Source organism: Olivibacter sp. LS-1 (assembly GCF_008245145.1).
Taxonomy (GTDB): domain Bacteria; phylum Bacteroidota; class Bacteroidia; order Sphingobacteriales; family Sphingobacteriaceae; genus Olivibacter; species Olivibacter oleidegradans.
In genome coordinates, this window is record NZ_CP041643.1 from 483,439 (window position 1) to 504,969 (window position 21,531).

11 protein-coding genes are annotated in these 21,531 nt (G+C 41.4%); 3 read left to right on the forward strand and 8 right to left on the reverse strand.

Annotation, left to right across the window (positions count from 1 at the left end; genetic code table 11):
• Positions 1–32 precede the first annotated feature (32 nt).
• Positions 33–2,393, reverse strand: a complete 2,361-nt coding sequence (locus FKG96_RS02000) for a TonB-dependent receptor (protein WP_130854833.1) — start codon at positions 2,391–2,393, stop codon at positions 33–35.
• A 113-nt stretch (positions 2,394–2,506) separates the two neighbouring features.
• Here FKG96_RS02000 and FKG96_RS02005 point away from each other — a divergent pair, with 113 nt between their 5' ends.
• The gene (locus tag FKG96_RS02005) at positions 2,507–4,930 is read left to right on the forward strand and encodes a TonB-dependent receptor (protein WP_149105115.1); all 2,424 of its coding nucleotides are present in this window, start codon (positions 2,507–2,509) and stop codon (positions 4,928–4,930) included.
• A gap of 17 nt (positions 4,931–4,947) precedes the next feature.
• Here FKG96_RS02005 and FKG96_RS02010 read toward each other — a convergent pair whose 3' ends face one another.
• The 4 genes from FKG96_RS02010 to FKG96_RS02025 form a co-directional block, all read right to left on the reverse strand.
• A complete protein-coding gene (locus FKG96_RS02010) occupies positions 4,948–6,435 on the reverse strand; it encodes a peptide MFS transporter (RefSeq protein WP_130854831.1) in 1,488 nt (495 codons plus the stop codon).
• A 128-nt stretch (positions 6,436–6,563) separates the two neighbouring features.
• Complete coding sequence (locus tag FKG96_RS02015) at positions 6,564–8,027, reverse strand: RagB/SusD family nutrient uptake outer membrane protein (protein ID WP_130854830.1); 1,464 nt, start codon at positions 8,025–8,027, stop codon at positions 6,564–6,566.
• 23 nt (positions 8,028–8,050) lie between these two features.
• Entirely contained in the window at positions 8,051–11,254 is a 3,204-nt protein-coding gene (locus FKG96_RS02020; RefSeq protein ID WP_130854829.1) for a TonB-dependent receptor, read from the reverse strand.
• A gap of 678 nt (positions 11,255–11,932) precedes the next feature.
• Positions 11,933–14,701: a DUF5695 domain-containing protein gene (locus FKG96_RS02025; RefSeq protein WP_130854828.1), complete on the reverse strand. Its 2,769-nt coding sequence runs from the start codon at positions 14,699–14,701 to the stop codon at positions 11,933–11,935.
• 230 nt (positions 14,702–14,931) lie between these two features.
• On the opposite strand from FKG96_RS02025, the gene FKG96_RS02030 reads away from it, so the two are divergent.
• Together FKG96_RS02030 and FKG96_RS02035 are read left to right on the forward strand one after the other, a co-directional pair.
• Positions 14,932–15,141, forward strand: coding sequence for a hypothetical protein (locus tag FKG96_RS02030; protein ID WP_130854827.1), 210 nt, complete (start codon positions 14,932–14,934; stop codon positions 15,139–15,141).
• 259 nt (positions 15,142–15,400) lie between these two features.
• Positions 15,401–15,916 carry a GNAT family N-acetyltransferase gene (locus FKG96_RS02035; protein ID WP_130854826.1) on the forward strand — a complete coding sequence of 172 codons (516 nt, stop codon included), beginning with the start codon at positions 15,401–15,403 and terminating at the stop codon, positions 15,914–15,916.
• Positions 15,917–15,951: 35 nt separating this feature from the next.
• On the opposite strand, the gene FKG96_RS02040 is transcribed toward FKG96_RS02035, so the two are convergent.
• The 3 genes from FKG96_RS02040 to FKG96_RS02050 are packed head-to-tail and all read right to left on the reverse strand — an operon-like array spanning position 15,952 to position 21,469.
• Positions 15,952–18,201 (reverse strand): S9 family peptidase, encoded by a 2,250-nt coding sequence (locus FKG96_RS02040; RefSeq protein ID WP_130854825.1) that lies wholly within the window; start codon positions 18,199–18,201, stop codon positions 15,952–15,954.
• A gap of 30 nt (positions 18,202–18,231) precedes the next feature.
• Positions 18,232–19,698 carry an APC family permease gene (locus tag FKG96_RS02045; protein ID WP_246860241.1) on the reverse strand — a complete coding sequence of 489 codons (1,467 nt, stop codon included), beginning with the start codon at positions 19,696–19,698 and terminating at the stop codon, positions 18,232–18,234.
• On the reverse strand, positions 19,685–21,469 hold the full coding sequence (locus FKG96_RS02050; RefSeq protein ID WP_130854824.1) for a DUF885 family protein: 1,785 nt from the start codon (positions 21,467–21,469) through the stop codon (positions 19,685–19,687). Before FKG96_RS02050 ends, FKG96_RS02045 begins: the two co-directional genes overlap by 14 nt.
• Positions 21,470–21,531 lie beyond the last annotated feature (62 nt).

Sequence of the window (21,531 nt, forward strand, 5' to 3'; positions counted from 1 at the left end):
AAGAGGAGTGTTCTCGGACACTCCTCTTTATGCTAATAACTCACCGCTAAGCCAATACTAAAAGATCTTCCTCTTCCTTTAGAATAGAATCCCGGTTGCATAAACCACTGGGCTCTTGCCGGAAAATAGTCTTCATTAAAAATATTGTCAATTCCAACCATAATGTGGGTATTCCTTTTCACTTGATAATTTCCCGAAAAACTAAAGAGGTTGTACGACTGCACCGGGCCTTCATTACCATTATATGCACCTTTTACATTTTTTTCAAAACGATCCCTTGAGGCAATCCCAGTATAATAAAGGGTTAAATTTAGCGCTTTAATAGGTCTATAGCTAATGTTTCCGGTTATCTTTGGCGCAGAGATCCTTCTCCCATTTAAGTACATATCTTCGGGATCGTTATATTTGCCGTTATCATTGACATCTCTTTTCCCTTCCGTATAACTATAGCTGGCACCCAGTTGGACAGCCGAAGAAATAAGGTAATCTGCGGCTATTTCAAATCCATAGATTTTCTCAGGACTTCTTACGGTATTAAATAGGTCAGTATTCGGATCGTAAACCACTTCAATGCCTAATTGAGAAGTACTCCTGTACGCTGAAAGACTAAATATTAAATTATCCAATCGACTTTCAAATCCAGCTTCATAGTTATTCACTTTTACTGCATCCGTATTTATTTTATCGATGCTATTTACTTTTGCATCTCTTAAAGCTAAGCCAATATCCATAACAGAGAAGCCCTGGGAGAAGCTCACAAAAGGACTAAATAAATTGAGTCGATTATACTTCAAACCTACATTAAACAATCCGGTGCCATATTTTAGGTTGCCACCGGCAACGTTAAAAGACGGTGTTAGTGTCTCACCGCTCGCATTCGTTGTACGAAGTGTTGTATAATCATCGACCTTAATTTTTACGTCTTCGTAACGAAAACCTGTTTTTAGAATTAAATCATTAAAAAAAGTGAAGTCCGCTTGTGCAAAAGGCGCAAGGTTGTTCATATCCATTGTGGGAACCCAAATTCTTCCATCCACCAGCGGTTGCGCCGTTTTATCCTTTAAAAAATCAAAGCCATAAGACAAATTGGCTTTTGCTCTTTTACCAACTAAAATGGGTGTGTGTAGAAATAACCTAGCACCCTTTTTATCGTTGCTTGCTAAAGATTGTCCATCCCCTCCATCAAAACGCCCTATTGACACATAAAACACATCTTTTCTTTTTTCATAATAAGCATCAATATTCATCGAACTGTTCAGAAATAAGTGATCTATTGTGTAAGCAAAATGTAAGTTATGGTTATAATCCACCCCTGTTGGTATTCCCAAAGGTTTTCCTAAAACCCCGGTTGCCTTTTGTCCCGTCGCTATGTTTCCATTTATAAGTGTAAAATTGCTGTTTTGTAAACTGCTGTATAAATTATAGGTGAATTGCAATCGCTGATGTGTATCAGGTTCAAAACCTATTTTAATGAAGGTGTTATAGCTATCGGTTTCACCAAGGCTGTAGTTTGGGCCCACCACATCACCTTCTGCGTCTTTATACTCGCCTGTCTGCTCATACATACCACTTACTACGTAATCGAACTTATTGATTTTCCCATAAAACTGCTGACTTAATCTACCGCCCAGTGAATTTTTTGAATCTATTAAAGAACCTGTAACGTTTACCTGTGTCTTACCGGCAAAACGAGCGGCAGTGTCAGGCACCATGGTAACATAGTTAACTAAACCTCCTGCTGCACCATTTCCATAGATAGCTGTGGCTCCTTTTACGACTTCGATTTGCTGCAGAACCGACGGATCAATGGAGCGAATGTCAACCTCTGCATTACGCAATGGAGAGGACTGACTTACACCATCTATCATTACCAACATAGGGCGCCCTCGTAAATTCTGACCGACATTATTACCGGTCTGTGCCGTCGGAGCAAAACCAGGCACCTGATTGGCCAATATATTACTCAAGTCCGGGTTGATAGCCATTTCGGTTTCCAGTTTTTTCTTGGAAACTACTGTTACTGATGACACGATATTACGAATCTCCTCCGCCTTACGTGTAGCAGAGATAACAACTTCATTCAAGCGATTGGCTTTCGTTTGTAAATGGATCGTAATCGTAGTGTCTAGTTTAAGATGTTTTAATGCTAATAAAAAGTCCTCATAACCGACAGCCCTTACCTTTAACACGGCGGTTAAATCAGGATGAACTGTTAAGCTGTATTCCCCTTCTGTATTAGCAGTGGTCTTTAATGAATCCGCGATTGATATATTGGCATAGGGCACCGGTCTGTTCTTATCTTTCACAAAACCATTGATACGTAATGTCTGAGCATAAGTGGGTAACAAATAGGTTGTCATCATTAAGCATACAACCAAATATTTTCGCATCATATTCAAAATTTGGCCGCAAATATATAGAAACAAAAATTTATTTAGAATAATTTAAAATAGATTGTTTAGACTTATTTTAAATAATATATTTGCTCCCAAAAATCTAAATACCCATGCTACAAAGGTTTACTTTCTTTATTTTTATTTTTTTATGGACTTACGGCTCGGCCCTCGCCCAAGTCACCAGTATAAACGGTACCATCCGTACTTCGGACGGAAAACCTGCCGAATTGGTGAGTATCACCGTAAATGGTACTAACCTCGGAGCGGTAACGGACAAATTCGGCAGTTATTCTATAAAGGGCGTTACTCCTGGGTCCTATGTGCTTAAAGTAACTTCTGTAGGACTAGAAAAACAGGAAAAAACGATCGAGGTAAAACCAGGCAGTCCCTTAACAATAAATTTTTCGTTGGCGGAAAACGCCGCTACCTTGCAAGAAGTGCTTGTGTCCACTAAAAATCTAAATAAAAAGGACAATTACGTTGCACGAATGCCGCTTAAGAAATTGGAGAACCCGCAAGTATATAGCATCGTATCATCAGAGACGATGAAAGAACAAGGGCTTACCAACTTTGACGATGCTTTACGCAATGTACCGGGCATTACGCGTACTTGGGAATCAACAGGGCGGGCGGGTGATGGAGCCTCTTACTTTGCATTAAGGGGATTTGACTCTCAACCCATTATGTACAATGGTTTACCAGGCTTAACGAGTGGAAACCTCGACCCCATCAATATCGAAGAAATACAAGTGATCAAAGGACCTTCAGCCACCTTATTCGGCGGCAGCTTCTACAGTTATGGAGGGATGATCAATACGATCACCAAGAAACCATATTATGAATTCGGTGGTGAGATCACTTATCAAATGGGAAGTTACGGACTAAACAGGGTAACAGCAGATATTAATACCCCTTTAAGTAAAACAGAAAAAATAGCGCTGCGCATCAATACAGCCTATCACGATGAAAACAGCTTCCAAGATGCGGGTTTCAAGAAGTCCTTTTTCATAGCTCCATCGTTGGTTTATGAGGTAAACGATCGACTGTCTTTCCATTTGATGGCAGAAATTCTTGAAGAAGAGCGTGCCGTTCCACCTGTATTTTTTCATTCAGACCGTACCGGACCGCTACCATTTAAATCGCTCGAAGAACTTAACTTGAATAATGATCTATCATTTACCAATAATGACATGACCATTAAAAATCCACGATTTAATCTACAGGGTCAAATGCTCTACAAAATATCAGAACAATGGACTTCGCAAACGGCTATTTCAAGAGGGACTGTGAAGTCTGATGGTTATTACACCTATATCTGGGACGACGGAATCAGCGATTCGTATTTTGACCAATTTTTTCATAAAGAAAGACAAACAACCAGTGTAACCAATATTCAGCAAAACTTTAACGGCGACTTCAACATTGTTGGACTTCGGAATCGCTTATTGGTAGGATTAAACTACTTTAGCCGAAATGTTATTGATAATGGCTCAGGCACAGCGGCCGTAAGAAAAGTTACCCCACAACAAGCAGAAGTGGAATATATCAAACCGGGTACCACTGACACGATTGCACCTGTTTACCTCTCGCGCGCTTTCGTTGACCAGATTCTAGCAGGCACGGGGGGTGCCAACAGTAATGTGAGTAACAGTTCGTATAGTGCGTATGTCTCCGATGTATTGAACATTACACCCGCACTATCGGCAATGGCAAGCTTACGGGTTGATCATTTCGTTTCAAAAGGGGAAAAAAGCGACCTGGAAGATGATTTTAACCAGACAGCATTATCTCCAAAGTTTGGCCTAGTTTATCAACCTATTTTGGATAAGGTGTCCCTTTTTGCCAATTATATGAACGCTTTTATCAATGTAGCCCCTCGTTCAGTTGCTGATCCCGATGGAAGTAATCCGCGCATAAAATCGTTTAAACCTGAGCAGGCTAATCAATTCGAGTATGGTATAAAAACCGATTTGTTCAATGAACGTTTAAATACCACCGTATCGGTATATAATATTAAGGTGTCAGATAGGGTATCGCCGGATCCCGCTAATGTAAACAACTCATTACAGGGAGGTAAAGTTCAGAGTAAGGGCTTTGAGGTTGAAGTGAATGCCAACCCCATGCAGGGGCTCAATCTAATTGCTGGATATAGTTACAATAAAACCGAGGTTATAGCAGGTGATGAAGCGGATTTTTATAGTGAACCCGGCCGCGCGATTGGAGGTCAAGGTCCACAAAACCTTGCGAATTTATGGGCAAGTTATCGGTTCACAAGCGGGAAATTACAGCATTTCGGTGTTGGCGTCGGAGGTAATTATGCTGGTAAATATCGGGTAATTGATAGTAGTATAACGGGCGAATTTGATTTACCAAGTTATGTATTACTCAATGCAGGGCTGTTTTATAACCAAACACATTATCGCATATCCTTTAACCTAAATAACATCACCAATAAGGAATATTATATAGGTTATTGGTCGGTTAACCCACAGAGGCTCCGCAACTTCGCTGCCAGCTTTAGTTATAAGTTTTAGATCGATTACATGACTGATTAACCTCCGGATTTAGCGCGCATCATACGCTTCATGATGGGGTTAATCAGTATCAAGCCAATACCTATCCATACGGCATATAAGGCTAATTGCTTATAACCTTCCGTATAGGCCAATAACTTATCATATAAAGAGGCCTTTTCATCGGTAATGGACATATCCGCGCCCAATAAACCGGCAACATATTGCCCGTAAGCGCTCCCTAGGAACCAAAGTCCCATCATCATACCCGTCAGCTTTTGGGGAGACAATCTAGTGATGACAGACATTCCGATTGGACCTATGCATAGCTCACTCAAAGTGATAAAAAACCAAGCAAGTGTAAAAATATTCAAAGAAGTTTTACCCTGTTCATTTGCATAAAACCGAGTTGCGAAAAACAAATAGAATCCGATAGCCAGTAAAAAGAATCCGATGCCAAACTTAATTAAGGTATTGGGCTCGATCTTCTTCTTCGCCATCCAAATCCATAACATTCCCAAGGGCGAGCTACAAAGTACAATAAAGAGCGCTCCCGATGAATTATTGATCATGTTGGGATCGATTTGGAAGAAAAGGAGCTCATGTTTTAAATTATTAGCCGCGAACAAACTCAAAGAACCACCCATTTGCTCAAAGAATGCGATATAGAAAATATAAGCGATAATGAAGATCAGTGCCGCTAACAGAGGGTACCGAAACCGCTTATCCGACAGTTTGAACCATTCATAAAAGAAATATATTAGCGCTATCGGACCGATTGTATACATAAAAAGGTCGGTATACTGCGTGTTTTGAATCATGATCAAGATGCAGGGGATCGCCAGTAAGGCTAGAAAATAAACGAGTATTTCATTGCGTCTACGTTTTCCTTTTGGTTGATGTAACAGCGGCGATAAACCAATGGGGCCCAATTGTTTTTTTGAGAAATGAAAAGTAATGAGTCCGATCAACATTACCCCACCTGCCGCAGCAAAGGCGGAACTCCAATTCACGTATTTTCCAAGATAAACGCACAGGATACCGCCCAAAAACGATCCAATATTAATACCCGCGTAAAACATACTAAAACCAGCGTCTCTCCGTGTGTCGGTGGGTTTGTATAGCTGACCAACCATCGAAGAAATATTGGGTTTAAAAAAGCCTGTACCAATAATAGATAAGGAAATTCCAATATAAAAGAAATGATTTGGTGAAATAGCAATTAAAGTACTACCTGCAATCATTACCAAAGCGCCAAAAATCAGGGATTTATTAAAACCTAAGACTTTATCCGCTACGATGCCCCCCATAAAAGTGAAGGCGTACACAAAAGCCTGGATAGCACCATATTTGAGGTTCGCTTCCCGATCATTTAAAGCCAATTGATCCACCATAAACAGGGCCAATATCCCTCGCATACCATAAAAGCAAAAGCGTTCCCACATTTCTACGGTAAAGAGATACCAGAGTTGTTTTGGATATTTTCCTTCAAAATTTTGGATTTCCTCTAAAGTTGTTGGAGGCATAACATGTATTTGGATTTGACGATAAAATTAGGACGAATGTAAATAATTATCCCGTTAACAAATAAAAATCTATCAGTTGTTTTTATGTTACAACTGATAGATATACGCTCAAAATATACTTTTTCAAACTACGGAACAAACACCGGGACTTGGCTTGGGTTTGGATTCTGCTCCAATGATCTGTTGTTAATCACTTCTTTTTCAGGTATCATGAGAATCAGTTTATTGGAGTTTTTTGGAACGCTGACATTTTGATAATGCCCTTGTGCACTTGTCCGTTCCACCGATAATTGCAAGCGCAGAATATCGAACCATTCAAGACCTTCCCCCCACATTTCCTTTCGCCGTTCCAGTAAAATGGCATCGATTAACGCTTCTTGACTCGAGGTGCTCGTTACCGCTGCGCCTCGTTCTTGCTGTAGGGTATTTAACACTTGTAAAGCAGTTTGTAAATCATTTTGTCTTGCTGCTGCTTCTGCTTCTACCAAATACATTTCTGCTGCCCGAAAATCGTAAAGGTGGCCATATGGAGGCTCGTCCCGCAATTCCCGGAATTTCGTGGCAGCATATTTCCCGGGGTACAACGGATTTTCAATAAAAAGGGCTCGTGGATCATCTTTCATTATTACCTCAACAAAATAATTGGATGGTAAAATTTGTTCGGCCTGCCAAGGCGCATTATTTTGTCCAAAATCAAACCAACAGGCAGGCGAATCATACCACCAGTAATCTTGCGAACCTTGTTCATAACCCAAAACCCACTCTTTATTAGGTGAAGAAAAGCCTGCTTTATATTCACCCGTCGTCATCAATTCATAGTTTGTACGGATTCTATTGGCATATTTTTGTGCATTAACCCAGTCTTCGATGGTAAGATACACTTCTGCCAAAAGAAAATTGACAACGTCAACATTGTAATAATTAATACTAGGGCGATTAAAGTCTATTAATAAAGTTTCAGCGTTAGTTAGATCAGCAATGATTTGATTGTAGACTTCTTCTACGGTTGCTCTCGCTTTTGGATTTAAATCGGAAGTTAATTGTAGAGGGACACCTGGCTTATCCTTAGCAATGATGTATGTGTGTTGATACATACGAACCAAATTAAAATAACAACGGGCTCGTAAAGCCAAGGCCTGTCCCTTAATTGCGTTCTTCTCTGACTGCCCTCCTATTGCTTGGTCCACATTCTCTAAGATAATATTGGTATTATTGATAACCCTATACATGGTAGTCCACATCGTAGATGTGACACCGCTAGTCGCATCGTAACGTTGGTTACTATAAGTATAGAAGTACCAATTATTACCTACCTGCTCTTGATTGACCATCATATCCAAACCTGAAACGGTTGATAACAATTTAATTCCTAAAGGACTAGATGTCGCTGGATTATCACTGCTTCCATTGTTTCCATCTCGCATCATGCGATAAGTACCTTGTAACAGTAAATTCAAACCGGTAACATCTTGCAGAACCGTTGTATTGGTCAAATCAGAAGTTGGCTCTTCTGTCAAGAATTTCTCGCAACCAGTGCTTAGCAATAGCATCGTTGTCAATAGACCTATTAAAGTTTTATTTATAAATTTCATTTTGTTATATTTTTACGCCTCATTTAAAAAGACACGTTTAAACCTAAAGAATAACTCCTTAATGCAGGAACACCTGAACTAGCATCCACTACACCAACTAAACCATTACCATAGTTCTCGGGATCCGTACCACGGCCTTTTGCACTGCCAAAGGTGAGTAGATTATCTCCTCGGAAATAGATTCTTAATGCAGAGAGGCCCCACTTCGACACTAACGACTGCGGTAAATTATACCCCAGCATCACATTTTTCAAGCGTACGAAATTATTAGTGAATATATATTGATCGCTGTAACGCGCATTGGCAAAAGCATCAAATGTACGGTACGTATAGATCTTCGCGATATCGGTTACATCTCCCGGTTTCTGCCAACGGCGATCCAAATTATCGTAGGCGGCAAAATTCTCCCGCAATACATTACTTTCTGAGTAGTTGTAATCATATAGCTTACCACCGAAGCTATAATAAAGCATAAAGGAAAGATCTAAGCTTTTGTATCGAAAATTATTGGTGAATGCGCCAAAAACATCAGGCAATACAGAACCCTGATTGATGCGTTGTTCGTTCACATTCACTTCATTGTAGTTTTCTGTCTTTTCCTGACCAATAATATTTCCGTTTCCGTCAAATTCATATTTCCACCATTGGTTATGTCCATTATCGGGGTTGACACCGGCGAAACTGGGGGCATAAATATCATAACGCGACCCGCCTTCTTTCCATTTAAAAATGGCAACACCCTGACTATATTGCTCCTCTTTGCTTGGTAGACTTGTTATTATATTCTTATAGCTAGTGGCATTTAACGAAACATTCCAATCAAAATCCTTTGTTCGGACGGCTGAATAATTCAGATCTACCTCCCATCCTTTGTTCTGCACATCTCCAATATTGGTTAAAATTGCATCCATTCCTAAAGAAGGGGCCAATGGCCTGTTTAACAAAAGATCTTGTGACTTACGTGTGAAATATTCTACACTTCCGGAAAGTTTGTTAAAAACTGAAAATTCAAACCCAATATTCGTTTGAATATTCGTTTCCCATTTTATATTTTCATTCTCTAACTGATTTAATCGTACACCGACAGTTCCAACATAGCTTGTTGGCCCGTATAAAGCTTGATAAGCATAGTAATTTCCTACGCGATCATTCCCCACTTCACCGTAACTGGCTTTCAGTTTTAGGTTCTGTAACCAGTCTTGTGTATTCTCCATAAAGGACTCTTCAGAGATACGCCAAGAAGCACCTAAAGAATAAAATTGTCCCCATCGATGATCAGGATGAAAACGGGAAGATCCGTCAGTACGAATGCTACTCGATATATAAAAGCGATTATCAAAATCATATTCCGCTTTACCAAAGAAACTGGCGAGACCATAACGTCCAAAGGTTGACCACGCAGTTGGATCATTAGATGCAAGTGAGATTTCTTTAAAGTAAGGAAGCGCAAGTCCTGAGCGGGTTACTCCAGAACCAGAAGTAGTATAAGAATAAATTTCCTGCCCAGCGAGTACGTTGATATGGTGCAAGTTATTGAAGGTCTTATCATAAGTTAACACATTATTAACTGTGTGCGAATAAGATCGGTAGTTGTCGCGCTGCACATAACCTTCTGATGGAAGCAGCTGATTCTCACGTTCAGGACTTTTCCACATACTATAGAAGTTGTCAATCAGTTGGAACGAATAAGTCGTTTTCAGGCTTAACCCGTCTAACAATCGGAACGTAAGAGCAGATACGGTTTGTAAATTATCGGTTTGGCTATTTTTTGCTTCTGTTAACGCTCCATAGGCACTCCATCGAGGCCACCAGGCACGACCGTTAGCTACACCCTCATCTAGTTGCGGTTTTCCGGTAAAAGGACTTATCGCATATGAATTGGTTTCATAGTCCCATAAATAGGCTGAATATTCCGTTGGCATCACACGAAACACCCGTGCATCAAAGCCACCGTTTACATCCGCACTGTTCATAAACATAATGGAGTTACTCATACTGAACCAATCGTTGATCTTTGAATTCAAGGCCACTCTTCCAGTGTAACGTTTAAAACCGTCGCTGATATGAACGCCCTTATCATTCAGGTAGGAAAAGGAGGCATAATAGGTATTATTTTCGCCCATTGCCCCGCTAAAATCCACTCCGTAATCTTGCTTTAAACGATAGTTGAACGCTTCATCAAACAGATCAAAATCCCATAAGCGTTGCGCTTCCGGCTTTATTTTCCCGTCCAAACCCACGGGGTAATCCATGTTCCAACCCGAACGATAATTCCTGATCAGGTTACCGTTCGCATCATAGAGGGGCGTCGTATTCCAAAATACAGAAGGTACCCGGTTACTCGCGTACTCTCGCGCTTCTTCATCGGATTTTCCATCAAAATCTCGCGCATCGTTGTACAAGCCTTCCCACGCCAATTCCCATTGTTTGGCGGGAGATACTCGTTCAGGAAACTTCACGGCAAAATCACTAGTTGTCCAAGCGGCCCGTGCATTCACCCTCGCTTTGCCGCTCGCGCCGCGTTTCGTGGTAATCATAATCACGCCATTTGCCGCTCTTGAACCATAAAGCGAAGTAGCAGCCGCATCTTTCATCACGGTGATAGACTCGATGTCCGACGGAGAATAAGCATTTAAATTCACGTCGGAAGGAACTCCATCGACGACGTATAGGGGCGCCATTTCTGCCGTTAATGATCCGATACCTCGTATGTTAATAGTTGGGTTCGCTCCAGGTCGTCCTGAAGTATTTGTGACCTGCACACCTGCGGAAAGACCTTGCAAGCCTTGCGCAACGTTGGAAGTGTTTACGTTTTCAAGCTGCTTCGCATCAATGACGGTAGCCGACCCGGTAAAGGACGATTTTTTGCTCGTTCCGTAGGCCGTAACCATAACCTCATCTAACCCGGCGATATCATCTTCCATCACTACTTCAAGATTATTTGAGTTGGTCACAACCAGCTCGTAATTCTTATACCCTATAGATCGGAAGATTAACTTAACACCAAGCTTCGGTAACTTGAGTAAAAATTTTCCTGATTCATCAGTTTTCGTACCGATACCCTCTCCGTCTTGCACAATACTCACGTCTGGTAATGGAAGTCCTCTCGAATCTTTTACATGTCCTGTTATCTGTTCCTGCGCTTGTACTCGCATTACGGAAAATAGCAACAGCATTAAAAACGTCCAACTGAGACGCCTTTTACTGGTTTGGTAGTTTGTCTGCATACAAATTTAAATTATAGTTAATACATCGTGTGGATACACAAAAGTTAGATCTCGCAGTGATTTCCTCGGTTCTGATAAACAAATAATTGGATAGCGTTAGTATATAAATGTCATTTAAACATTTATATTTCAAATGTAGAATGAAATGAGAAGCCTTACTTGCCGGATTTTAACAGGAACATTTCAATTTTTAACCAGTTTGTTACATGCTTTTCATATCTGCGAAGTTTCAGGAAATAAATAGTAATCTGAAAGGATGGATATCCTCTATTTTACTCTCCTGGCGACCCGTAAAGGTAGAAGCCCTCATGAATAAATAAAGACTGCACTATGTAGCCGTCGCTCCTAGTGCAGTCAAAGAGTCTGTATGGATTTGTTACTATGCTGTCCATCTCACGCTAAAGCTAAAAAGACCATCCGCCTCACGGCGGATAGTCAAACACACATGAAACAAAATCTTTAGTTTTCGGGTTTATCCCCGGATATTTTTCTCGGAAAAAAATGGAATACGTTACAATTGATTAGCCACTAGCCATCCGCTTAGCTTTCCACACAAATCTACATAAGACATTTATCCGAAATTAACCAGATTTTAACAATGTATCATCGAATATGAACAAAAAGGGAACCGCCTCTTTCGAAGCGGCCCCTACCATAGATTATCTTAGTATGTTTTTCTTAGTTATTATTGTTATCAGTCAATGTTAATATCGTTTCTTCGCTATACAATGGAATCAGATAAGCGCCCCTTTCGATATCCAGCTTTTTATCCAAAGAATAGCTCGCTACTTTACTATCTTGGCTCAATCGCAAAAAGGCCTGTGGGGTAAAAGCATTTTTAGCAGCAAGCTTAATACGTATAGCTTTTGTATTTACATTGTACGCAACTTCACTGAATTGGCCCGCATCGAGGCTTAGCCAGAGCTTGGCCGATGCGATAAATATTTTCGATTTTGCAGCGGTAGTCGGCTTTAGCACAACCCAATCCTTTTCTTCTTTAATGTTACCACCAAAGCTTAACCATCCAAAATCTTCATGACGCACTAGATAGCTCGACGTATTGATTGCATAGCCAAAGAAACCACTACCGTAATCTCCTGATAAGGCATCATTTGCTAAGGTAGACGGGTAAGAGTGAAAAGCGGAAGGACCGAAGCCATCCTCCGTAATATTAGCTATCGCGCCCATTAGGCCTCCATAGCCCACACGCAATAAACGGAGATTTTCTGGCTGATCACGATAGGCTTTCAGTACAGGGATCGCATTCAATGCCGAACCATAGTGATGAATCTGCCGCTCAACGCGCGCTATTTTACCTCCATAAAGAAAATCCCAATAACGGCGCGCATTACCATTATAGGCCCAATGTGGCATAGTAGGCATATACGCCATAATCGCACTTAGTGTTACAGCCGCCTTATCTTGATAGCCAAAATAATCGGACCACATGTATACCTCCTCTTGTCCGGTAGAATCCCACGGCATCTCACTCCCAAACGGATAATTTAATGTACGCCAATGGTCAGCTCGTGCTTTCATAGCTATCTCCAGCTCTTGTGCCTCCACCAACATATGCTCTGCCTTTAAATCCTGTAGTATAAGCAGGAATATTGTTCCTTCCATCTGGCCAAATTGTGCGTAATAAGGGGCCTGTTTCACCATGGCCATGCTCGTGTTAAAAGCCTTATCTAAATACCATTGCCAACTTTCGCGATCTACCAGCCCCTGATGATACCGAGCCAGTCGGTACAGCACCCAGTGTGCAGCCGCTACATGCGGGTAATTATAGGATCGGCCAACATCATCTGCCCCTTTTTTATTCCAGGCCGACCAAACTTTATAATTAATATTCGGATCGTAAGTACCTGCTGGCATGGAGTCCGGCTCATAGTAAAACACACTTTTTTTAACGCCATACTTCTGAGGTCCTTCGCTGTGCTGAATATTTCCCCACAATGTTTCGTGCGCAAAGGCTTGTAACTTTTGCAGTTCTTCCTTGTTAGGCTGCACTAATTGCTTCATAATGGCTTCCAACCAACTTCCGGCACCACCTTCATCGCTTAACCCGGCAACCCAAGCGCGGCGATCTTGTGTTACTTGCTTTTGCTCTTCATAATCGTATGAAATAACTGATGGGTTCCGCCCAAAAGGGTCATTCGCTCGATCAAACCACTGTTTGGTGGTCAAAAAGTGGCCGATAGAATCCATCACCTGTGTTTCAGGTCGAATGACTTTATAATGGATCGTTTGCACATTGCCATCTGCATAATGAATTTTTATAGTTGCCCTGCCCCATTTGTTTCCTTTAATGCGATAAGATTGTAAGTTTCCTTTTTGTCCCTTTTCTCTGTTTAAGGATAGCGCTCCTTCTGGAAATACTTTAACCGATTGGATTTTCTCTTCATAATCGAGGAATAATTTTCCGTCTACATCTTGTGGTAATACATAACCGGGTATTCCTACGGCAAGAGGTCGGTGATTCGTTTTTAAGGCTTTCTCGATCTGTGTAATATCTGCTGCTAACACAAATTGCAATCCATAACTTAATTTTTGCTTCGGCTTTAAGATCACTGAAGTAGGTTCATTCCACTGGCTAACACCCTTCCATTCCTTTTCCGCATAAGCTTTACTATGCACCGTCCATTCGTGAAAACCTTCAAAAGTAATGCCCCTCGGGGTTGGATCATCTAGCAGTGGTCTGTAGGCTTCAAACGGTGTTTTGCCGTAGGGAAGCACCAACAGTGCTTCTCCCTTCCCGCTCAAACGCGCCACTTGTAGATACCCTGCATCCATGCCTATATAAGGATCAAAAAAAACGTTTTTTGCGTGTGCTTCATCCAAACTTCGCTCGTGCAAGATATTATTAAAGATCATGGGAATTCCGAGGGCTCCTATTTCGACACCTTGTTCCGTGTTGTTAGTAAGTTCAAAACGAAGAATCAGCTTTCCATCTACCTGTTCCCAATAACGCTTAATCTTTATCGGAACGTCATTCCCTAAAGTAGAACTTAAATCAGCCGCCGCTAATACTTTCCCCGCTTGCGGCAAAGCCTGTACCTTACTCCGATGTTTTGCGGACGAGTAATCTTTCCATTCCACTGATCCGACCTGCCTTAAACGCAAATTAATGTCACCTAACTGATAAAGTCCATCCGCCTTACGCAAATCCAGTCGATCACCTGGCGTGAAGTCAAATGCTAAGTCGTTCAATGGTTGCAAGGCCGCAACCGTCTGTGATTCCTTAATGAGCACGAGATTAAATGATTGGGTACGATAGCTCTCCTTCCCACCGGCGAGCCCTAAAGTTTCCGGCCGCTGAGCAAGAGCTTTCCATGGATCTTGCGCATAACAAATGAAAGTCAATAATATACAAAATGGTATAAATAGAAGACTCCGTGTAAGCCCTTTGTCAATGCCAGTCGTTGGTATATGCATCTCTCTGTTCATGTATATCTTAGCTTATGAAAAAATTGCTTCAATACACAAATGTAAACAAGACACTTATTCAATTGAAACCGAATATTGACCTAAAGTAAGCTTATTTTAACGTTTCTCGATAGTTCAACCAGGGATTTCGCCTTTAAAAAAGGAACATTTTTATTAATCAACTTTTTTGTCGCTTTGGCTTGATCCAAACCGACACAAAGATCAAGGCAGTGTAGGCTACCTTGCACCTGATGACAAAGCATCACTGGCGCGTATTGGAGCCGTTTCACTTCCTCAATCCGCTTGGATACTGCAATATGAACAGACGTGCAAATGCTTTACTGCTCGTTGCTTCGGTATCCTCCAAGGCCGTTTATCCGACACTCGGGGCCCTATGGCTGCCCGCAAAAGCTCTTCGTTCAGCTGAATATCGCCTAGGAAGTTTGCGGCTTGCAGGTTGAAGCACTACCATCGTAGCAAAGTTCCAAGCGATGAGTCTTTGGTTACTTTCTGCGGAAGAAAGTGACAAAAAAATGTTCCTTTAATATAAACACCTTCATCTATATACTAAAACGAAACCGACCAATGGGAGTTCACCGAAGGTAATCCCTGCCCTACTTTTAGACTGTTTGGACATCAATTACTGGACTATTCAGTTTCTAAAAATTGGACTACATAAACAAAACCACTAATATATACCTTCGTATAAAAAGTAACATCATGTTTTCAATACAAACTCCCTTAGAAAATGAACGCGCATTGTTAGTTCCTTTAGTAGAAGCCGATTTTGATGATTTATATACCATCGCTTCGGATAAAAAGGTATGGGAACAACATCCCAATAAAGATAGGTGGCAAGAAACTATTTTCCGTACATTTTTTGAAGGCGCTATGCAAAGTAAGGGAGCCTTTAAAATTATAGATAAGGAAACAGACCTCGTAGCAGGCAGTACTCGTTTTTATTCCTATAACGAAGAAGATAATAGCATTCAGATCGGTTACACTTTCCTCGCTACCCAATTTTGGGGTACAGGCTTAAATCCCGCGGTGAAAAAATTGATGCTCGCTTATGCTTTTCAATTTGTGAACCGGGTGTACTTTCAAGTTGGCGCAGGTAATCTTCGTTCACAGATAGCCGTCAGCAGGCTCGGCGCTACGAAAATCGCCGAGCAAGAAGTAGCTTATTTTGGAGAGCAACCGAAGCTAAACTTCGTATATGAATTGAAAAAGCAGTGAGACGCTTCGTCACTCATCATCGTTACTAAATTGTCTTACCACGCCGGTGGTTCTACCCCAAGCAAATGCTTTACAAAATAATCTCTTCTTTTATGTTCTCCAAAATCGCCACCGGAGGAATGTCCCATTCCCGGCACCATTAAAAAGTCAAAGTTCTTGTTAGCTTTAATTAAGGCGTTTACTACCTGAAGAGTAGAAGAGGGATCAACATTATCATCCAATTCGCCCACAATCAGCATTAACTTTCCCTGAAGGCGATAGGCATTTTCGACATTGGATGATTCGGCATAGTGCGGACCAATGGGATATCCCATCCATTGCTCATTCCACCACATTTTATCCATTCGGTTGTCGTGACAGCCACAGGAGGATACCGCGACCTTATAGAATTCAGGATGAAAAAGCAAGGCTCCTGCGGAACTTTGTCCACCTGCGGAGGTACCATAAACCCCCACTCGGCTTAAATCTAAGTATGGATATTTTTTAGCGGCTGCCCGCATCCAAGCAATACGATCCGGAAACCCCGCGTCCTTCAAATTCTTCCAACAAACGTCATGAAAGGCCTTTGACCGATTGGACGTTCCCATGCCATCTATTTGTACGACAATAAAGCCCAATTCCGCAAGCTCTTGCGCACCGTAGGGAACAAGGGTCTGAAAACTTTTTGGTACAAAGGAACTGTGGGGACCGGCATAAATATATTCTATTACCGGATACCGTTTATCAGGGTCAAAATTAGTTGGACGAACAATGATGCCCCATATATCTGTTTCGCCATCGCGCCCTTTTGATGTAAAAACCTCCGGCATTTTCCATCCAGTAGCTATTAATGGGCGGATATCAGCTCTTTCCAAATCCATCAGTACTTTTCCGGTAACCGCATCTCTTATACAAGTAACAGGAGCTAAATCAACCCGCGAATACTGGTCAACAAGCAGGTTATGATCCGGTGAAAAACTTGCATCATGATTAGCATTTTCATTCGTTAACGCCTTTAATTCTGTTCCATCAAAATTGATGCGATAATACTGAATAAGATAAGGATCTTGTCCTTTTTCCCGACCACTAGCGGCAAAAATGATTTGTCGCGTTTTTTCATCGACATGAACGACTTTCCGAACCACCCATTCACCTTTTGTAATTTGATTTTTGATCTTCCCGGATAAACCATCATAGAGGTACAGATGATTCCAACCATCGCGTTCAGAAGTCCAAATAATTTCCTTTCCATCCGCCACATCATAACGATATTTCTTTCCGCTATAATCAATAAAAGTTTTACTCTGTTCATTCACCAACACTCTTGCTACGCCGGTCTGAGCATCCATTTCAATTATTTGATAACGCTGATGGCCGCGTTGGTTGTATTCAACAGTAAACGAACGGCTATCTTTACGCCATGCAGGAAAAGATAAATCGTATTGGTTTTCAACCAAACTTGCGGGCATTGCCATTACTTTTTTTTCCTCGACGATGAACAACGTTGGCGTACGCTGTGGTAATGCATCGCCAGGTTTTAGGTAATCGCGCGTTTGTAACTTAGGTTGTAGCTGCTCGTCAGGAGACGACTCAATTAAATAAAGCGTATGATCTTCGTTCTTCCTGACCTTCATGGCTGCCAACTTTTTGCTGTCGGGCGACCAAGCCATCCAAGCATCGTAGTATTCCCCGGCAGAACCATCGAAGCTCAACTGAACTTCCTTATCGTTGCCTTTCCTTCTTTGAATATACACATTATAGTTTTTTATATAGGCTACCCATTGGCTGTCCGGTGAAAAGGTCTTACGATCCTGTGTACCTTTAAATCGCTTTCCCCAGTATCCTCTCCCGTTCTGTAAGCGTGCTGTAAATTCTTTATTTTCTTCCACTTTTCCCGAAGATAAATCTAAATCCCAGCCCTTTTCATAAGCGGCAAAAGTTAATCGCTTCCGCTCTATCGAATAACTAAACTGCGTCAAGGGCAAATTTTCCGCATCGACCTGTACGCCGCTTGAAGCTGATAGCTGTTGCGCTAGTTGCTGATGATCGAATGCAGGTCTCTTTTTCTGCTGACTGCAATCAGCTATCACAAACTGCTTACCTTTTTCTGTTGTTACACAATAGAAAGCTTGGTGTGTTGAATCTATCCATATTGGATTGGAAGTTAAGCCAGGTGTTTTACCTTTTATTAATTCTCGTAAATTATTGGCTCGATTGTAATCTTCTTTCGTACCCTGGGCTAACACATTCGATCCGCTAAGCGCGACTGTTAAAAATACGATCAAGCTTAGTATACTTCTGTTCATATGAATCCTTTCTTTATTCTAGAATGAGGCCTATTTTACAATTTGTTTCTTTGCTATCAGGTAGTAAACCGGAATTCCTGCTAAAGTGATGATCAAGCCGGGCCAAGTATATTGTGGTTTATAAATAATCAATAAAATACAAAAACTTAAGCCCATTAAAACATAGATAATCGGCAAAACCGGATAACCGAAAGCTTTATAAGGTCGTGGTTGTTCGGGCCGTTTCTTTCGTAAAATGAATATTCCGATTATGGTTAACATATAGAATAGTACCACAACAAAGGATATCATATCCAGGAGATCACCATAGCGACCGCTTAAACACCATAACGACGCAATGATAGCCTGCAGCCATAATGCTACCTCGGGAACCGCCTGCTTATTTAGGGTACCTACCTTCTTAAAAAACGCGCCTTCTTTGGCCATCGAATAATAGACACGGGCACCCGCCATAATCAGTCCGTTGTTACAACCGAAAGTAGACACCATGATCGTCAACGCAATGATCATGGTTCCTGCATTCCCAAAGATTATATGAGAAGCGGTGACCGCAACGCGGTCCTTTTCGGAAGCGGCCATCTCCGGAAGGGTCAAAACTCCCGTATACATTAAATTGGTGAGCATATATAACAAGGTAACCAGTATGGTTCCCAGCGCTAAACTAAGGCCCACATTTCGTTGCGGATTTTTAACTTCGCCGGCAATGAAGGCCACACTATGCCAAGAATCACTACTGAAAATAGATCCGACCATGGCAGCAGCTATAGCACCGAAGGCAGCTATGCTTGTGTATGTTTCTATCGAGCCATCTATATTTAATCGCTGCAAGTTCCACGTTGAACCGCTTAACCAATTTGTTTGCCATACGTCTGACTTAAGGGCTAATAAGCCAAAAATAATTAAAAGCGCCAGTGACAGTATTTTAGCTAGCGTTATAATCGTTTGTACCCATTTAGCATTGCTTACACCGCGCGTATTAATATAAGTCAACAAGAAAATAATCACAATACTGAGAAGTTGAGCCGGCGAAATTTGGAGGATGCCAAAATTCGCGATCACCAAATCTTCACTGAATTGAGGTAGAAGATAAGCGGTAAACTTTGCGAATGCCACTCCTACGGCCGCAATGGTAGCCGTTTGGATAACTGTAAAAAAACTCCATCCATATAAAAAACTAATCAGTGGATTATAAGCTTCCTTCAAGTATATATATTGGCCCCCCGCCTTGGGAAACATAGCACTCAGTTCTCCATAGCTCAAAGCTGCGGTAAGGGTCATAAAACCTGTGATAAACCAAACAAACATCAACCAACCGGCGCTACCGGTCTGACGGGTAATATCGGCACTGACAATAAAGATACCGGAACCAATCATGCTGCCTGCAACAAGCATCGTGGCATCAATGAGCCGTAAAGAAGGTTTAAAGCCCGTTTGATGCATTTCTTTTTCTGTTGTCATGCAGGGGGCGACAGTCAGTTTATCTTTACTTGAAATCATAGAATTTCCATTTTGTTTTGAAATCTTTAGACAATTTTTGATTGGTAAGAATTGCCCGCATCATCTCAATAGGCATCTGATTTTCCTGCATAAACGCATCATGAAATGCCTTCATCGTCATCTTTCCACTGTCAACAAGTTCATGCTTTAAACCCATAATTTGGATTCCTCCAAGTAAATAGGCCGCCTGATAAAGAGGAGGATAACCACCTTGAAACGAACGCCTTACTTCTCCTTCTGCGTTTGCACGTTCAAAGCCAACACGATTAACCAGAAAATCAATGCATTCCTGAGGGGACCACTTCCCGAGATGATAATTCAAAGAGAAAATAATACGGGCACAACGGTGCATGCGCCAAAACAACATACCTATACGCTCCTCGGGAGTTTTAGCGAAGCCATTTTCATACAACAACAACTCCCAATATAAGGCCCACCCTTCTGTATAAAAAGGTGTTCTAAATTCTCTTCTATAAGGCTTATATCGACTATTCATAAAGTACTGCAAATGATGCCCCGGAATAAGTTCGTGCTGTACGGTACCTCGAGAGAAATAAGGATTATTGCCACGCATACTCATCATCTTATCTTCGTATGACATCCCAGACGTTGGATATGAGATACTAATTTCTCTTCCTCCTGTGAAAAAGGGATTCACTAACTGTCTTTGCGGTGTCATCATGATCATCCCCCAAGTTTCGTCAGCCAGCTCCGGCCAAGTAATCCAATCCCGTTCCGTTATAAATGACTTGGCATCATTGTACAATTTTATAATCAGCTCCGGTTGTTGCCCTACCGGAACGTAACTATTCTTAACCTGTTCTTGTGCTTTTTTCCAATCGCTTCCAAAACCCATTTCCGCCGAAGCTTTCAATAGTTCTTTATCACACCAAGCAAACTCTTGATTTGCAATTTCAATAAGCTCTTGTGGACTGTAAGGTATATATTCGCGGCGTAGTAATTTATTCAACGCTGCCTCACCAACCGGATTCCCCTTGATACCACTTTGATCGGGTTTCTGCGTGGTCCTTAGTTCACCCAATGCAGCCAATCCTTCTGCGTATTTTCCTAATAATGAATCAAGCTGTTCGTAAGTCTGCGGCACCCACCAAGTAAACATGGGATCATAATCATTATAAAACTTGAAAACATTCTGTAATCTTGCCTGTAAAGCAGATACGGCTCCACGTGCAAATTCAGCCTCTCTCTTGTCAATTTTAGTTTGTTTCGATAATTCCTCTAAGCGCGTTTCCAAGTATTTGGATAGCGCATGCAGTTCTCCGGCAATCTTTTCACCGTCCACTGAGCCACCCCTCAGCCTTACACGCTCTAAGTTATAAATGGAATCTGCGAAAGGAATAAAGGGTTTGATCGATTGATATTGAGCATCTTCCTCCTTTAGCTCCTCTTGATAACCCTCTATCTGATTTTTTAATAAGAGGTAATCTACCTGTCCATTAACTTGTAGCTTATCAAACTGAAATTTAGTCAGTTCATTTAAATACAGAATATTAATTTCATTCAGTCTTTTTCTTTGTTGGGGCGAGTTCAAAACCGGTTGATAGGAAAATCCGTTTGCAGCCCGCGGTGAATAAAAATCGAGGATCGTGTGCACATCTTGATTATATCGGATAATTATTGGAGCTATTTCGCTCGTCTGCTTATAGAAGTCGCTTGGTTGCGCATCCATTTTTTCCACCTGTACTAAGAATAAAAAAACAAACATCATTTTTGAGAGCACCGTAATGGCCTTCGAGTTCGTATTGATCATTTCCTTTTGCTATTTATAAATTAATTTAGTGTACCCTCCTCAAGCCACTTAAATCGCTGATC

Bases quoted from the DNA above. Each gene is read 5' to 3' on its own strand.
- FKG96_RS02000 (WP_130854833.1), bottom strand. From the start codon at position 2,393: ATGATGCGAAAATATTTGGTTGTATGCTTAATGATGACAACCTATTTG.
- FKG96_RS02005 (WP_149105115.1), top strand. From the start codon at position 2,507: ATGCTACAAAGGTTTACTTTCTTTATTTTTATTTTTTTATGGACTTAC.
- FKG96_RS02010 (WP_130854831.1), bottom strand. From the start codon at position 6,435: ATGCCTCCAACAACTTTAGAGGAAATCCAAAATTTTGAAGGAAAATAT.
- FKG96_RS02015 (WP_130854830.1), bottom strand. From the start codon at position 8,027: ATGAAATTTATAAATAAAACTTTAATAGGTCTATTGACAACGATGCTA.
- FKG96_RS02020 (WP_130854829.1), bottom strand. From the start codon at position 11,254: ATGCAGACAAACTACCAAACCAGTAAAAGGCGTCTCAGTTGGACGTTT.
- FKG96_RS02025 (WP_130854828.1), bottom strand. From the start codon at position 14,701: ATGAACAGAGAGATGCATATACCAACGACTGGCATTGACAAAGGGCTT.
- FKG96_RS02030 (WP_130854827.1), top strand. From the start codon at position 14,932: ATGACAAAGCATCACTGGCGCGTATTGGAGCCGTTTCACTTCCTCAAT.
- FKG96_RS02035 (WP_130854826.1), top strand. From the start codon at position 15,401: ATGTTTTCAATACAAACTCCCTTAGAAAATGAACGCGCATTGTTAGTT.
- FKG96_RS02040 (WP_130854825.1), bottom strand. From the start codon at position 18,201: ATGAACAGAAGTATACTAAGCTTGATCGTATTTTTAACAGTCGCGCTT.
- FKG96_RS02045 (WP_246860241.1), bottom strand. From the start codon at position 19,698: ATGATTTCAAGTAAAGATAAACTGACTGTCGCCCCCTGCATGACAACA.
- FKG96_RS02050 (WP_130854824.1), bottom strand. From the start codon at position 21,469: ATGATCAATACGAACTCGAAGGCCATTACGGTGCTCTCAAAAATGATG.